The organism is Streptomyces sp. NPDC052299, assembly GCF_040679335.1.
GTDB lineage: Bacteria > Actinomycetota > Actinomycetes > Streptomycetales > Streptomycetaceae > Streptomyces.
This window is the reverse complement of the sequence record NZ_JBFAUP010000001.1, coordinates 542,339-557,965: the sequence shown is the minus strand read 5'-3', so window position 1 is coordinate 557,965 and position 15,627 is coordinate 542,339. Positions and strand designations below refer to the sequence as shown.

At 70.2% G+C, this 15,627-nt stretch carries 9 protein-coding genes and 1 tRNA gene; 1 reads left to right on the top strand and 9 read right to left on the bottom strand.

What is annotated here, in order from left to right:
* Positions 1-27: 27 nt before the first annotated feature.
* The 4 genes from AB0L33_RS02535 to AB0L33_RS02520 are packed head-to-tail and all read right to left on the bottom strand — an operon-like array spanning position 28 to position 4,731.
* Positions 28-1,056, bottom strand: coding sequence for a GDP-mannose 4,6-dehydratase (locus AB0L33_RS02535; RefSeq protein ID WP_365677242.1), 1,029 nt, complete (start codon positions 1,054-1,056; stop codon positions 28-30).
* On the bottom strand, positions 1,053-2,672 hold the full coding sequence (locus tag AB0L33_RS02530) for a HEAT repeat domain-containing protein (RefSeq protein ID WP_365677240.1): 1,620 nt from the start codon (positions 2,670-2,672) through the stop codon (positions 1,053-1,055). The genes AB0L33_RS02535 and AB0L33_RS02530 overlap by 4 nt, the downstream gene beginning before the upstream one ends.
* Positions 2,669-3,778: a DegT/DnrJ/EryC1/StrS family aminotransferase gene (locus AB0L33_RS02525; RefSeq protein WP_365677239.1), complete on the bottom strand. Its 1,110-nt coding sequence runs from the start codon at positions 3,776-3,778 to the stop codon at positions 2,669-2,671. Before AB0L33_RS02525 ends, AB0L33_RS02530 begins: the two co-directional genes overlap by 4 nt.
* Positions 3,775-4,731, bottom strand: coding sequence for a UDP-glucuronic acid decarboxylase family protein (locus AB0L33_RS02520; RefSeq protein ID WP_365677383.1), 957 nt, complete (start codon positions 4,729-4,731; stop codon positions 3,775-3,777). Before AB0L33_RS02520 ends, AB0L33_RS02525 begins: the two co-directional genes overlap by 4 nt.
* A gap of 473 nt (positions 4,732-5,204) precedes the next feature.
* Between AB0L33_RS02520 and asnB the strand changes: the two genes are divergently transcribed.
* Complete coding sequence (gene asnB / locus AB0L33_RS02515; RefSeq protein WP_365677238.1) at positions 5,205-6,983, top strand: asparagine synthase (glutamine-hydrolyzing); 1,779 nt, start codon at positions 5,205-5,207, stop codon at positions 6,981-6,983.
* A gap of 368 nt (positions 6,984-7,351) precedes the next feature.
* Here the strand turns inward: asnB and AB0L33_RS02510 are convergent, their stop codons facing one another.
* The 5 genes from AB0L33_RS02510 to tmk all read right to left on the bottom strand — a co-directional run bounded on the left by AB0L33_RS02510 (position 7,352) and on the right by tmk (position 15,371).
* Positions 7,352-8,470 (bottom strand): hypothetical protein, encoded by a 1,119-nt coding sequence (locus tag AB0L33_RS02510; RefSeq protein WP_365677237.1) that lies wholly within the window; start codon positions 8,468-8,470, stop codon positions 7,352-7,354.
* Positions 8,471-8,921: 451 nt separating this feature from the next.
* Positions 8,922-8,995 (bottom strand) — tRNA-Thr (locus tag AB0L33_RS02505).
* Positions 8,996-9,094: 99 nt separating this feature from the next.
* Positions 9,095-10,642, bottom strand: coding sequence for an alpha/beta hydrolase (locus AB0L33_RS02500; RefSeq protein ID WP_365677236.1), 1,548 nt, complete (start codon positions 10,640-10,642; stop codon positions 9,095-9,097).
* Between the two features lie 74 nt (positions 10,643-10,716).
* Complete coding sequence (locus AB0L33_RS02495) at positions 10,717-11,922, bottom strand: DNA polymerase III subunit delta' (protein WP_018102166.1); 1,206 nt, start codon at positions 11,920-11,922, stop codon at positions 10,717-10,719.
* A gap of 149 nt (positions 11,923-12,071) precedes the next feature.
* A complete protein-coding gene (gene tmk / locus AB0L33_RS02490; protein ID WP_365677235.1) occupies positions 12,072-15,371 on the bottom strand; it encodes a dTMP kinase in 3,300 nt (1,099 codons plus the stop codon).
* Between the last annotated feature and the right edge of the window lie 256 nt (positions 15,372-15,627).

Sequence of the window (15,627 nt, the reverse complement as noted above, 5' to 3'; positions counted from 1 at the left end):
GTTCCCTTCGGCCTGGATGGGTGGGATCTAATCGACGAGCTGATTTTCGACGCGCAGCCACTCGGTCATCTCCGCGATGCCGTCACGAGGCGCTCGCTCGGGCTGCCACCCCAGCAGCTTCCGCGCCTTGCGAATGTCGCTGATGTACACGTCCTGGTCACCGGTGCGCCGCGGTTCGTACGTGGCCGGCACGCCCCGGCCCGCCAGTTCGGAGAGCAGCGGGCCGAACTCCCCCCACACCGAAACGGAGAACTCGGGGCCCCCGCCGATGTTGAACACCTCGCCGAGGCCCTGCCCGTCCGCCAGCACCCGGCGCATGGCGGCGGCCAGGTCGTCGATGTGCAGCAGGTCGCGCACCTGGAGACCGTCGCCGTAGATGGTGACCGGGTTGCCCAGCAGCGTGGACTTGACCAGCCAGCTGACCCAGCCCTGGTCCACCGTGCCGTTCTGCCACTTGCCGTAGATGCAGGACATGCGGAACACGGTGGTGGCCAGGCCGTAGGTGTACGCGTAGTCCTGTACGTACAGGTCCGCCGCCAGTTTGGACACGCCGTAGGGGGTCGTGGCCAGGGTCGGGAAGTCCTCGGCGATGCCGTCCGGGTGCTCGGGGAGGACGTGGCGGGTCTCGGTCCGCTCCGTACGAAGCCGCTCAAGGCTCCCGTACACCTTGTTGGTGGAGGTGAAGAGGACCCGTGCGTCGGCCGCGTGCTTGCGTACGGCTTCCAGGACGTTGAGGGTGCCCCGGGCATTGATCTCGAAGTCGACGGCCGGGTGGGCCACCGAGTCGGTGACGGCCACCTGCGCGGCCAGATGGGCCACGGCCTGCGGACGGCAGTCGGCCACCACAGCGGCCAGCCCCTCCGCGTCGCGGACGTCCACCGGGCGGAAGTCGACCCGTTCGGCCGCGACGGGGTCCTCCAGCAGCGCCTGGAGGTTACGGAGGCTGCCGCGACGGGAGAGGTTGTCGACCACCGTCACCTCGTGGCCCGCTCGGACCAGCGCCGCCGTCAGGTTGCAGCCGATGAAGCCGGCGCCGCCCGTGACAAGTGCCCTCATGACTGCTTCCCCTTCTTCTGGTGGGTCGCGAGGATCAGCTCGCGCTCGAAGAGCACGCCGAAGTCGTTGTCATCGGTGTGCTGGGCCGCCGCCTCGACGCATGTCTCGGCACCGCCCTCCGCGGCCGCCAGTCGCAGGCTCTGGATGGCCGCGTACCGCACGCGTCCCGCGCCGTCGGTGCGCAGGGAGCGGGCGACCTCGCTCAGCGCGGAGGTACCGCGCCGCTTGCGTGCCTGAGCACCCAGGGCCGCCACGGCCTCGGCGCGCACGACATCCTGCGGGTGCTGGCGTGAGACGGCGACGATGTCCGCGGTCGCCGCGTCGACCCGCTCGCTGTCGTCCCCGTTCTCCGCGAGCATGCCCCAGCACCAGACGGCGGCACGCGCCGTTCGGTAGTCCTCGTGGGCCAGCCGGTCCGTGACGGCGCGCAGCAGCGCGGGGCGCCCTTCGGCGCTGCCGATCTCGCCGAGGAAGTACACCGCGTCGCGTGCCACCGCCTCGTCCGCGTCGGCCACGCACTGCTCCAGCAGGTCGAGAGCCCTCTCCCGGCCTTCCCGGGTGCCGGACAGGCCGAGGGCCAGCGCGGCGAAGGGAAGCGACTCGTCCGGGATCGCGCCCGGCCGGGCGAGCGTCCGGATCAGCTCCGGAACGGCCGTCCCCCCGAGCCTGGCGAGCGACCAGGCGCACTCGTCCCGCGCGTAGAAGGACGGGTCGGCGAGACCCCGCACCAGGTACGGGACCGACTCCGGGTAGTCCAGGCGGCCCAGGGCCCCGGCCATGCGCCACCGCACGTCGAAGTCCCAGTACTCCAGCAGGTAGCGCCCGAGCAGGGGCACCGTCGCCCGCACCTGCGGCTCACGCCACAGGCTGCCCAGCGTCATGCCGGCCGACATGGCCTCCGGCCATGCGACGAAGTCACCTTCCAGGGCCCGCACGGCCTCGCGCACCCGATCCTCGGTGCTCCGCCCGTCCGGAGCGAGGAACTGCCGGTCGTTGCGCAGTTCGTGGCCGTAGTGGTAGACCCGCGCTCCCGGCTCGAACCGGATCCAGCGGCTTCCCTCCGGCAGGATCTGCTTGGTCCAGTGATGGTCCTCGAGCTCGATGACGCTCTCGTCGAACGGCTGCTTCTCCCACGACGCGATGCTGAAGGCGGAGTTCGCGTTCCAGAAGTCGGAGTCCCTCGTCTCGGAACGCGGCTGGATGTCCGAGAAGATGTCCAGGTCGCGCTTGTCGAGGAACTTGGCGTTCACCGGGTAGATCTGTCCGCCGTACACCCCGAGGACGTCCGGGCTCCGCAGCGGCCGGATCAGGTTCTCCAGCCACCGCTCGTCGGACGGAATGGCGTGGGCGCTCACCACCACCACGTGATCCCCGGTGCACGCCTCGATCGACCGGTTGAGCGCCGCACCGGGCTTGTAGTCCGTGATGTCGACCAGGGTGTCGGCGTACGGCGCCGCGATGGCGCGGGAGTCGTCGGTGGAGCTGTTGTCCACGGCGACGATCTCCACGGGCACCGAGCACCGCTGGGCCCGGATCGCGCGCAGCACGGCGTCAAGGTGGGTCGCCTCGTTCCGGAACCGGACGATGACGCTCAGCTTCTGCATGGTGGTGCTCACTTCCTGTCCGCCGCTTCGGCGAGAGCGTCAGCCACAAGGTCGATGTCGGTGTCGGGCATCCCGGCGTACGTGGGCAGCCAGAAGGCGCGGAGGGCGATGTCCCGTGCGACGGGGCAGTCGGTGGCGTACGGGGCGAGCACCGGTTGCTCGTGCAGTGGGGGCCAGACGGCGCGGGCGTCGATGCCGCGTGAGCGCAGGTGGTCCAGGACGGCGGGCCGCCGCTCCACCGTGGTCGTGACGGTGTGCAGCCAGCAGGAGTAGTCCGCCCAGGACGCGGCCGGACGCGGCGCGTACACCGACGCGTCGACGCGCTCCGTATAGCGGCGCGCGACGTCCCTCCGGGCTTCGATGAGCTCGTCCCACCGGTCGAGCTGCCCCAGCCCCAGCGAGGCGGTGAGGCTGGTCATCCGGTAGTTGCGGCCCACGACCTCATGGACATACGGGTTCTTCGGCGTCATGCCGTGGTTCGCCACCAGGCGCATCATGGAAGCGAGTTCGTCTGAGTCGGTGCCGACGCTGCCCCCCTCGCCGGTCGTGATCGCCTTGTTCGCGTGGAAGCTGAAGACGGAGGCATCGCCCTGCCCGCCGACGGGGCCGCCCCGGTAACGGGCACCGTGCGCCTCGGCGGCGTCCTGGATCACCGGCACACCGAGACCACGCAGCGCGTCGTAATCCGCCGGGTGCCCCAGCACGTCCACGGCGATGACCGCCTTGGTGCGCCGGGTGAGGGCGGCCCGGACCGCCTGCGGCGAGATGGTCCAGGTCTCGGGATCGATATCCACCAGGACCGGCACGGCCCCCACGGCGAGCACGGTGGTCGCCGGGGCCGCGAAGGTGAAGGCCGGCACGATGACCTCGTCACCCGGTCCGACGCCGAGGGCGCGCAGAGCCAGTTCGAGAGCCAGGGTCCCGTTGGCGACGGCGATCGTGTGTCGGCGCCCGACCCGGCTGGACAGGCCGTCCTCGAAGCGGCTGACGACGCCACCCGTCCCCGAGATCCATCCGTCCTCGAGTGCTTGCTGTACGTAGGAGCGCTCGAGTGCGCTGAGGTTCGGCCGCGCCAGCGGCACCTTGACGGGCGGGAGAGCTACGGGGCGCACTGTCATCCGAACCGCTCGATTCGCTCGGAGCCCTGCCCAAGCCGCTCACCGAACCAGGCAACCGTGTCCTTCAGGCCCACTTCCGCGGATATCTCAGGTGCCCAGTCGAGAAGTTCGCCGGCGAGCGAGATGTCGGGCCGGCGCTGCTCGGGATCGTCCTCGGGCCGCGCCACGAAGGTGATCTCCACGTCGCAACCGCAGATCTGGCGCACCAGTTCGGCGAGTTCCAGAACCGTCATCTCCTGTGGATTGCCCAGATTGACGGGACCGGTACTGCCCGAATCGAGCAGCCTGACCAGCCCCTCCACCAGGTCGGACACATAGCAGACGGACCGCGACTGCGCGCCCGTTCCGGCCACGGTGATCGGCTCGTTCGCGAGCGCCTGCCGGATGAACGTGGGGATGGCGCGGCCGTCGTGGGCGCGCATGTGAGGGCCGTACGTGTTGAAGATGCGGGCGATCGCGGTGTCCACACCCCGTGTCCGGTGATAGGCCATCACCGACGCCTCGGCGAACCGCTTCGCCTCGTCGTACACCGAGCGCGGCCCGATGGGGTTGACGTTGCCCCAGTAGCCCTCGTGCTGCGGATGGATCAGCGGGTCCCCGTACACCTCACTGGTCGAGGCCAGAAGGTAACGCGCTCCCTTCCGGTGGGCCAGTTCCAGTGTGTTGAACGTGCCCAGCGACCCGGAACGCAGTGTTTCCAGAGGGAGCTGAAGATAATCGACCGGACTCGCCGGCGAGGCGAAGTGCAGCACCGCGTGCAGGTCACCGTCGATATCGAAGGGCTCGCTCACGTCCTGCCTGAGAAGGGTGAACTCCGGCAGGGCGGAAAGGTCGGCGACGTTCTCTTCGTTGCCTGTGGAAAAATTGTCCAGACAGATGACTTCACATCCGTCCGCCAGAAGCCGGCGGCATATATGAGAGCCAAGAAAGCCGGCTCCGCCGGCCACGACGATACGTCTCCGCACCTATCCCCCTAAGTACAGACGCTGAACAGACGACAGGTGACGCGGGAGTCGACCGTCCCGGGCTGGAACCCGTCCGTCTCCCCCGGCGTCACCGCCTATGCCTCCGGACTATCGCACTGGCTCTCGAAGGGTGTCAACGATGTATGTCTCAGCTCGCGTTGAGCCGTCGCTGACGCAACCTCCGTATGAGACAGGCCTCCTGACTACCCGTGCAAGGGGGAACCCCGCGCCGTCCGTACACTCTTGGACGTGCGGAGCAGTCAACACCCCTCCCCCCAAGGGGAGATGTGCGCCCCCTCTTGATGTCATTGCAAACGCAATTTTTCTCATCAACCCGGCGGCAGTGCGCCGGACCGAAGCAGCACGCCGTGCAGTCGGCCGCTCCGTCGGCCGCCAGGTGACACCCTGCCCATCCGCGGCCGGAGCCGCGTCCACGAGCAAGCGAACGAGCCGGAGGAAGCATGTCTGGTATATGGGGATTCACACATAAGAAACACAGGGACTACTCATCCCGGAACGAGAGGATGCGACAGGCTCTGAAGCACCGAGGCCCAGATCATTACGCCACCTTCCAGGCGCCCGGCGTGGTGATGGGAGTGAACGGCCTCGGAATCGAGCAACCAGAGCCGCGTCTACACCAGGGGAGCCCGGACGAGCGCTTTGCGGTGGTTCTGGACGGCCAGATTTACAACATCGACGACATTCGGTCCCGGTTCCCGGAGCACGGGCAGCATCTCAAGCGCGCCACCACTTCACAGACCATCGCCCAGCTGTACGGCAAGATGGGTAGCGACCTCATAGGCGAACTACGTGGAATGTTCGCCCTGGCCGTCCTGGACCGGACGGAAAGGCGGCTGACACTCGCACGGGACCGCATGGGCGAGAAACCTCTCTACTACAGCGACGGCCCAGAAGGTTTCACCTTCTCTTCCGAACTGAAGGGTCTCCTGGCGTCAGGAGCTGTCGATTTCCGTCTCGATCCCGAGTCGATCTACTCCTACTTCCTTTTCCAGTACATACCGGAACCACGCACCGCAGTCGCCGGCGTGCGGAAGGTGCCTGCCGGACAGGTACTGGAAATTGACCTCGACACTTCCAGGACAAAACTCCACCGTTACTGGGACTTCTCCGACGTGCGCGCGGTGGTTTCCGACCCGGTGGACGCCGTGGCGGCAGCGCTCGAAGAAGCCGCATCCCTGACGACCGCATCTGACGGGCCCGTGGGAATCTCTCTGAGCAGTGGCATCGACTCGATCCTGCTGGCGGCCCTACTGGCCCGCAAACGCACACCGGTCCATGCGTTCACCGTCGGCTACCCGGGCCACCCCGGCAACGACGAACGCCCTGCGGCACGCAGGATCGCCTCGCATCTGGGGCTGGATTTTCACGAGATCGAAATCTCTGCCGATGACGTGATCGAAACCTTCCCAGTCGTGGTCCTTGCGTGCGACGACCCCATTGCGGACACTGCGGCCCCCTGTTACTGGGCGATCAGCAGGGAGGCGCGCCGCCAAGGAGTTCCCAGTATTTTCCAGGGATACGGGACCGATGAGATGATGTGGGGAGTCAAGTGGGCCCGGAAGGCGGCAGAGCTCGGCTCATGCACGACCTCCGGGGATGACGGCCCCGTGCCGTTCTACGCCACTCACGACGGATATCTCGAAGCGCACGCACGCATGCCGCTCATCATGCCTGCGCAAACCCTGCAGTCGATCGGCGACCTGAGCCCGCTGCGGGAACTCCATCGCCGACCAGGGGAATCGGCGGAGGGCAGGATATCCACGGCTGTCGTCGAAACCTATATGCGTGAAAACAGCCTCACGCAGGGAGACCGGCTCACCATGTGCCACGGGGTCGAACGGCGCCTGATGTTCACCGATTCGAGCGTGGTGGACACCGTATTCGGCCTCCGGGCACATCGCTCCGATCTGGCCCTCGCACCGAAGGAGTACGTGCGAAAGGCCGCGTTGAACTGGGTTCCGTCCTGGATGGCCGAACGACCGAAGATGCCCTTCGAAACGCCCGTCGGCCAATGGTCCGGACGGCTGTTCCACACGTACGGCCCCCTGGTCGACGGCGGCGCTCTGGTCGACCTGGGCATCCTGCGCGCCGACGTCGCTCGCGATCTGCTCGACGACGTGTACGAGGCGACCCGACCGACGCCTGTCTCCTACAAGGCCCTGGTGCTGGAGCTGTGGGTTCGCGAGATGCTCAAGCTGCCGGGAGTACGGACGGCGTAGCCGGCACCGCGCTTGCGCCGCTCAGACCGAAGCAGCCGTCCGCCACGCGCGCCGCCAGGTGGCGCCCGCCCCGTCCGCGATCGAAGCCGCATCCACGAGCCAGCGGACGGGCCGGAGGAACTATGTCTGGTTTACGGCGATCCGCACATAAAATGCACAGGGCCTACTCATCCGGGAACGAGCAGATAGGAGAGAACCCGAAACATCCGGGACCGAACCGTTGCACCACATTGCAGACCCCGGTGCGACCACGGGAGCGAACGGCCTCGGAATCGATGGGCCGGAAACGCGTCAATAGCACGTGCCGGGCCACCTCCAGATGCGGGTGCAGCACTGAGGGCTACCCCACGATTCCCGGCGGGCCGCCCTCAGGGCCACGAAAGAGGAGCTCTTCCATCGGCCGCGACACCCCCGTAAACCCGGTAGTACAGATCTCCCACGGTGATATTGGCGGTAATGGTACGTGCCTCCAGCCAACGCTCCGATGTGGATGTCCCCTGGGTTATGGCGGCCATTCCGCCCAATCGCGATGCCGCGTCGGCGACCTGGTTGGCGACGTGGGCCGCATGAGTGGCGGCCAGCCGCTGTCTGGCATTCGGTTCCAGTTCGGAGGCCTGCCCGCGACTCGCGCGACGCCATACGTCGGCGGTGGCCTCATGCAGAAAACTGCGCGCAGCGAGCAGCTGGGCGTAGGAGTGGCCCAGAAGTTGGTGCTTCATCTGTTCAGCGTCGGGCCGCACTTGCCGGGAGGCCAAGGAGTCCAGACAGGCGAATCCGATGCCAAGACTCACTGCACCCATCGCACTCGGGATCAGGAAGCGGTAACGCCGCCGAGTGTGACTGTTCTGTTCATCGGTGACGTCGAATGTAATCCGCTGTCGCGGTACTGGAACGGCGTCTATCGATACGGGGGCGGTACTGGCTCCGGCCAGACCCACGGGAACCCATGGCGGGCCGAGGCGACATTCCGAGCGGTGCACGAGCGCGACGGCGGTCGCGGCGGGGTGACCGCCTTCCACCGTGCAGCCCAGTGCCACCCAGCTGGCATGAGTCACTCCGCTTGCCATGTCCCAGGAACCGGAAAGGGTGAACCCATCCCCTGAGGGTGTGAGAGTTCCGCTGTTGGCGCCCGCGTAGGAAATCAGCGGATTCGAGTCAGACCATATCTCGTGCGCACCAGCGGGCGGCAGTTCGAAGCTGAACAGTCCTCCGGCCACCCCGACGCACGCAGTCCAGCCCAGAGTGCCATTGATGTAGGCGAGGTCCTCGATCACGGCAAGGGCAGCAGGTCCCTCCATCTCGAAACCCCCGTACTCCTCGGGGACGAGTGCGGTGAATACACCGGCCTTTTCGAGAAGGTTCAGCTGTTCCTCGAATATCGCACTGCCGCTACCGAATTCGCCCGCAGCGAGCAGCTGTGGCCATATTTCGGACCATACGGAGCCAGTAGCAGAAAAAGTGTTTGACCACGGGCGCGCTCGGGTCATCGGAAGTCTCCTGACTCAGTAGCTTTCTGTGGAAGATCAGCAGAGTAGCCGATGCGGGCGGGAGAAGACGTCCCGTTTCGATTGCGCCGGCTCCGGGCGTACGGGAGCACAGTGCGCCCGCCGCAGGCAATACGGAGTCGCCCACTGCCGCTGCGGCCCGGAGGAATGGATTCCGGTCGTCCGGACTTGACCCACAGAATGCACTTACATTCCCGCTCGCCCCGCCTGTCCAATTAATTCAGGACCCTTCGGTGCAGCCCGGCCCACACTTCCGGGCCCTGCACGGGCGGCGGGCTGGCGGCAGGCTGCATGACCGCTCAGTGGATGCCGATGGCCCCGGCCCGATAGCGGGCCCCCAGCACCGGTCCTGGTGCCGAGCCGGCCATGCGGCGCGGGGCAGAGAAAAGGAAAAAGCCCCAGGTCACGGCGAGTGAGTCCTGGGGCTGATCCGAGCCGCCTTCGGGATTCGAACCCGAGACCTACGCATTACGAGTGCGTTGCTCTGGCCAACTGAGCTAAGGCGGCGCGCCCTGTTCGCACCATCATGCGATCAGCAGCGACGCCAAGTCTACACAGTTTCCGGGGGTGCTCCGAACCAGCCCGCTTCGGCACCGTTCACGCAGGTCAGCGGCACTTCTTGCCCGAGGCGGGCGGGGTCCCCTCCAGGAGGTACGTATTGATCGCCGTGTCGACGCAGTCGCTGCCACGCCCGTACGCGGTGTGGCCGTCGCCCTGGTAGGTGAGGAGGGTGCCCGAGGAGAGCTGGCCGGCCAGGGACTCGGCCCAGGCGTACGGGGTGGCCGGGTCGCGGGTGGTGCCGACGACGACGATGGGGGCGGCGCCCTTCGCCTCGATGCGGTGGGCGGTGCCGGTGGCGGGGACGGGCCAGTGGGCGCAGTTCAGGGCGGCCCAGGCGAAGCCCCTGCCGAAGACCGGGGACGCCTTCTCGAAGGAGGGGAGGGCCTTCTCGACGGCCTCGGGGCCGGTGAAGGCGGGCGGGAGGTCGAGGCAGTTCACCGCGGCGTTGGCGAACATCAGATTGGTGTACTTGCCGCTCGGCTCCCGCTCGTAGTAGCTGTCGGCCAGGGCCAGCAGCCCGGCGCCGTCGCCCGACTCCGCACCGGCCAGCGCCTCGCGCAGCTGGGGCCAGGCCGACTCGTCGTACATCGCGGCGATGACGCCCGTCGTGGCGAGCGACTCGCCCAGCTCGCGGGACTCGCCCGTGGGGACCGGGTCCGCGTCCAGATCGGCGAAGAGCTTCTTCAGCCGGTCCGCCGCGTCGGAGGCGGACGTGCTCCCGAGCGGGCACTCCGTCTGCTTCACGCAGTCCTTCGCGAACGACTGGAACGCCGTCTCGAACCCCGCCGTCTGCGCCCGGTTCATCTCCACCGACGAGAGCGAGGGGTCCATCGCCCCGTCAAGGACCAGGCGGCCGGTGCGGCCGGGGAACAGCCCGGCGTACGTCGCCCCCAGGAATGTCCCGTACGACGCCCCCACGTAGTTCAGCCGCTCGTCGCCGAGCAGGGCGCGCAGCATGTCCATGTCGCGCGCGGTCTCCACGGTGGAGACATGCGGCAGCACCTCACCCGAGCGCTTCTCGCAGCCCGAGGCGAACTTCTCGAAGGCGTCACTCAGCTTCGTGGCCTCGGCGTCGTCGTCCGGGGTCTGGTCCACCTGCGTGTACGCGTCCATCTGCGGCCCGGTCAGGCACGTGACGGGCTCGCTGCGGGCCACCCCGCGCGGGTCGATGGCCACCATGTCGTAGCGGGCCCGCACCTGGGCGGGGTAACCGATGCCGGCGTAGCCCTGGAGGTAGCCGATGGCCGATCCGCCGGGGCCGCCGGGGTTGACCAGCAGGGAGCCGATGCGCTTGCCGGGGCCGGTCGCCTTCTTGCGCGAGACGGCCAGCTCGATCTCGCCGCCGTCCGGCTTCGCGTAGTCCAGTGGCGCCTTCATCGTCGCGCACTGGAAGCCGCTGGCACCGCAGTCCCGCCAGCTGATGTGCTGCGCGTAGTACGACTTCAGGGCGGCCGGAACCGCCGAGGGCGACGCGGAGCCCGCGTCGGCGGAGGACGTGGCTCCCGACGAGTCTCCGCCGCTGCACCCGGAGACGAGCAGGCCGGCAGTGCCGAGCACGAGGGCAAGAGTGCGGAACGGGCGCCTGGTGTCCATGCCCGGAGCGTAGCCGCCCCCTCACCGCACACCCGATTCCCACCTCTTTCGGGTGATGCGCCGCGCCCTGCCCCTCAGCCCGCGCGCAGCGCCATCGTCATCGCCTCCACCGCGAGCAGCGGCGCCACATTGCGGTCCAGGGCACGGCGGCAGGCCGACACCGCCTCGATCCGGCGCAGCGTGCGCTCCGGCGTGGACGCACGGGCGACGCGGTCCAGGGCGTCCTCGGCGTCGGCGTTGGCTATCGCGATCCGCGAGCCGAACTGCAGGGCGAGCACATCGCGGTAGAAGCCGGTCAGCTCGGTGAGCGCCAGATCGAGGCTGTCGCGCTGGGTGCGGGTCTTGCGGCGCTTCTGCTTGTCCTCCAGCTCCTTCATCACCCCGGCCGTCCCCCGTGGCATGCGGCCTCCGGCGGCGGCCCCGAGCGCCGCCTTCATGTCCTCCGTCTCCTTCGCGTCCACCTCCTCGGACGCCTGCTTCGCGTCCTCGGTCGCGGTGTCGATCAGCTCCTGCGCCGCCTTGAGGCACCCCCCGATGTCCTCGACGCGGAGCGGCAGCTTCAGCACCGCGGCCCGGCGCGCCCGGGCCCGCTCGTCCGTGGCAAGGCGGCGCGCCCGCCCGATGTGCCCCTGGGTCGCCCGGGCGGCGGCGGCGGCCCGCTCCGGGTCGATGCCGTCCCGGCGCACCAGGACGTCGGCGACGGCGTCGACCGGCGGCGTACGCAGGGTGAGGTGGCGGCACCGCGACCGGATCGTCGGCAGCACGTCCTCCAGCGAGGGCGCACACAGCAGCCACACCGTGCGCGGGGCGGGCTCCTCGACCGCCTTCAGCAGGACGTTGCCCGCGCCCTCGGTGAGGCGGTCGGCGTCCTCCATGACGATGACCTGCCAGCGCCCGACGGCCGGCGAGAGCTGGGCGCGGCGCACCAGCTCACGGGTCTCCTTCACACCGATGGAGAGCAGGTCGGTGCGGATCACGTCGACGTCCGCGTGCGTACCGATGAGGCTGGTGTGGCAGCCGTCGCAGAAGCCGCAGCCCGGCGCACCGCCCAGCGCGCGGTCCGGGCTCGTGCACTGGAGCGCGGCGGCGAAGGCCCGGGCGGCGGTGGAGCGCCCGGAGCCCGGCGGGCCGGTGAACAGCCAGGCGTGCGTCATCTTCGAGCCGGGCGGCACCGGCTCCCCCGCCGCGTCGGCGGTGACCAGCACGTCGGCGTCCCGGGCGGCGGCGCCCAGCTGCTCCTGCACCCGGTCCTGGCCGACCAGGTCGTCCCACACGGACATGGGGCACCGCCTTTCCGCTTCGCTCGACGCGTGGCTCGCGTCGATCCGGTCTCCCATTGTGAGGGACGGGACTGACAACGCGGACGCCGATGGCCCCGCACCCATGGAGGGCGCGGGGCCATCGGCGGACTTCCGGCAGCGCCGGACGGTCAGCGGCGCGGCCGTCGTCCCCGGCCGCCCGAGGACTCCGGGCCCTCGTCGTCGTAACCGCCCAGCAGCTCGTCGGCCAGGCTGGGCAGGTCGTCCAGCGGGGTCTCCTCCGCCCAGTCGGGCCGGGGGCGCCGGGGCCGCTGCTGCTCCGCGTGCGGGTCGGTGATCTGCGGCAGCTCACGGGTGCGCTCGTTGTCGCCCTCCGCCGGCCGCTCGTCCCGGAAGATGCCGCGCGGCACGCGGTCGGCCGGGTCGGACTCCCGTGCACCGCCACCGCGCCCGGCGTCCGGGACGGCGGGCAGCACGGTCGTCTCCTCGGAGTCGTCGGAGAACTTCGGGATCACGGTCGTCTCGTCCTGGTCGGACGGCCAGGGTCCGCGCCCGCGGCCGGAACCGGACTCCGGATCCACCGGCGCGGGAACGGGCTGCGTGATCTCGTTCGGGTCCACGATCGGCGTGGGCACGGTCAGCTCGTTGTCGGGCCCGGCGGGCTCGTCGCCGCTGCCGGCACCCTTGCCTCCCGAAGGCCCGGGGTCCTGCCGCAGCCGGGACTCCTCCTCCCGTGCGGCCCGGGCGCGGGCCTCCTGCCGCTCGACCAGGGCGCGGGCCTCCTCCTCGCGGGCGGCCCGCTCACGGGCACGCTCCTCGGCGGCAGCCGCTTCGGCCTCGGCCTTCGCCTGAGCCTCCGCTTCCGCCTGGCGGCGGGCGGCCTCGGCCCGGAGCAGGGCCTCCTCGGCCTTGCGCTGCTTCTCCAGCCGCGCGGCCTCGGCCTCCTTGCGGAGCCGGGCCTCCTCTTCCGCCTGCCGGCGCAGCCGCGCCTGCTCCGCTTCGTAGGCCGCCTCCTCGGCCTCGCGGCGCGCGCGCTCGGCCTCGGCGACCCGGCGGGCCTCCTCGGCCCGCTGCCGTTCCTCCTCGGCCTTGCGGGCGGCCTCCTCCTCGGCGCGGCGCCTGGCCTCCTCCGCCTGGCGCTCGGCCTCGCGGCGGCGGGCTTCCTCCTCCTCGCGGCGCTTGCGCTCCTCCTCCTCGGCGCGGAGCTTGGCGAGCTGTTCCTGCCGCTCGCGCTCCAGGCGCTCCTCCTCGGCCTTGCGGGCGGCCTCTTCCTCGGCGCGGCGCCTGGCCTCTTCCTCGGCGGCCCTGCGGGCCTCCTCGCGGGCCTTGATCTCGGCCTCGGAGAGCGGCAGGACCTGGTCGAGACGGTGGCGCACGACGGTGGTGATGGCCTCCGGTTCCTGCCCGGCGTCCACCACGAGGTAGCGCGTCGGGTCGGCGGCGGCCAGGGTCAGGAAGCCGGAGCGCACCCGGGCGTGGAACTCGGGCGGCTCGGACTCCAGCCGGTCGGGCGCCTCGGTGAACCGTTCCCTCGCGGTCTCGGGCGCGACGTCCAGGAGGACGGTCAGGTGCGGTACGAGGCCACTCGTCGCCCAGCGCGAGATGCGGGCGATCTCGGTGGGGGCCAGATCGCGGCCCGCGCCCTGGTAGGCGACGGACGAGTCGATGTAGCGGTCGGAGATGACGACGGCGCCGCGCTCCAGGGCCGGGCGGACGACCGAGTCGACGTGCTCGGCGCGGTCGGCGGCGTACAGCAGGGCCTCGGCCCGATTGGAGAGCCCGGCCGAGGACACGTCGAGCAGGATGGACCGCAGCCGCTTCCCGATCGGGGTCGCGCCCGGCTCACGGGTGACGACGACCTCGTGGCCCTTGGCCCGGATCCACTCGGCGAGCGCCTCGACCTGGGTGGACTTGCCGGCTCCGTCGCCGCCCTCCAAGGCGATGAAGAACCCGTTCGCGGCGGGCGCGACGGCCGGGTCGCCGCCGCGCAGCGCCTCGCGCAGATCGCGCCGCAGAGGTACGCCGGAGCGGTCGTCGGTCTTCGCGAGGACGATGACCGCGACGGGCAGCAGCAGGGCGCCGACCAGCATCAGGGTGAACGCGGCGCCACCGTGCGCGAAGACGAAGTCGCCGATGGTCAGCCGGTGGGTGCCGATGGCCGCGGCGACCAGGGGACCGCCGACCGCGCCGAGGGCGATGAGGACCCGGACGACGGCCTGGAGGTGTTCGCCGATCCTGGTCCGGCGGGCCTCCTCGGTCTCCTGGTCGACGAGAACATGACCGGTGTTCGCGGCGACGCCCGCCGCGTATCCGGCGAGTACGGCGAGCAGGACGACGGTCGCGGTGTCCGGGACGAGGCCCATCGCCAGGAGGGCGATGCCCGTGACGGCGGTGGCGAACGAGAGCATCCGGCGCCGCGACAGTGTGGGCAGCACCTTCCCCGCCGTACGGATGCCCGCAGCCGTGCCGCCGGTGAGGGCGAGGACCAGCAGGGCGAGGGTGACGGGCCCGCCGCCGAGGTCGCTGGCGTGCAGCACGGCGACGGCGGCCGCGGCCGCGATGGCTCCGGCGACCGCGGCGCAGGTGGCGACGATCAGCGGAATGGAGCCGGTGCGGCCCTTGTCGGGGCCGTTCCCCGCGGACGGCCGGCGCAACCCCTCCAGGGGCGAGCGCGGGCGGGGCGTCTGCGTACCGGGCAGTTCCAGGAAGTACAGGGTGGAGATGGAGGCGGAGAACAGCCCGGCCGCGACGTACGAGCCGAGGGCCGCCTGGTGGAAGGAGAACCAGTCCAGGCCGGAGCCCAGCAGGCTACCGATCACCGTGGCGACCAGCAGAACGGCCGCGGCGAGGGGAACGGCCGCGAAGTCCGTACGCAGGGACAGCCGGCGCAGTGCGTCGCGGTGGTCCGGCAGCGGGCGCACGGCGGCGCCCTCGATCGGCGGGGCGGGCAGCAGCGCGGGCGCCGCGCTCTCCTTGGAGACGCTCCAGAGCCGTTCGGCCGCCCCGGCCACGAAGACGGTGACGAGGATCATCGTGAGCGCGTTGGAGGGCGTCCAGTCGATCCACAGGGGCGCGACGACGAGCAGCAGGAGCCGCAGCCCGTCGGTGCCGATCATCAGCCACCGCCGGTCGACCGGCCCGCCCGGCGCCGTGAGCGACGTCAACGGCCCGAGGAGTACGGCTCCGAAGAGCAGGGTGGAAATGATCCGGGCCCCGAACACGGCGGCGACGGCAAAGGCCGCCCCCCGGTATCCGGTCCCGAATGAGCCCTCGAGAACCGCCGCTTGCAGCGACAGCAGCACCAGCACGAGAAGGGCGAGTGCATCGCCGGTACTGCCGACGAGCTGGGCACTCCACAACCGCTTCAGCGGGGGAACACGCAACAGGGCTCGTACGGCGCGCTCGCGTGAGTCTGCGGCAAGTGCGTCGGAGGTGGGGCTCACGACCGTAGGCTGCTCGGCTCGCGTCATCCGCCCAGCCTAACGGGACACCCACATCCTCCGTGCCCCCACCCGAACAAACACCCCGTAGCCCCCGCCCGCACCCCCCGGACCCAGCCGCACCCCGGGGCCCAGCCGCACCCCCCAGTCCCGCCGCACCCCCAGCCTCGCCGGCGTTTGAGGCGCGGGGCCCGACAATCAAGCCCCGCCGGCGTTTGAGGCGCGGGGTCCGGGGCGGAGCCCCGGTTCCGGGAAGGGGCGGGTAGGGGAAAGGGCCCGCCGCAGG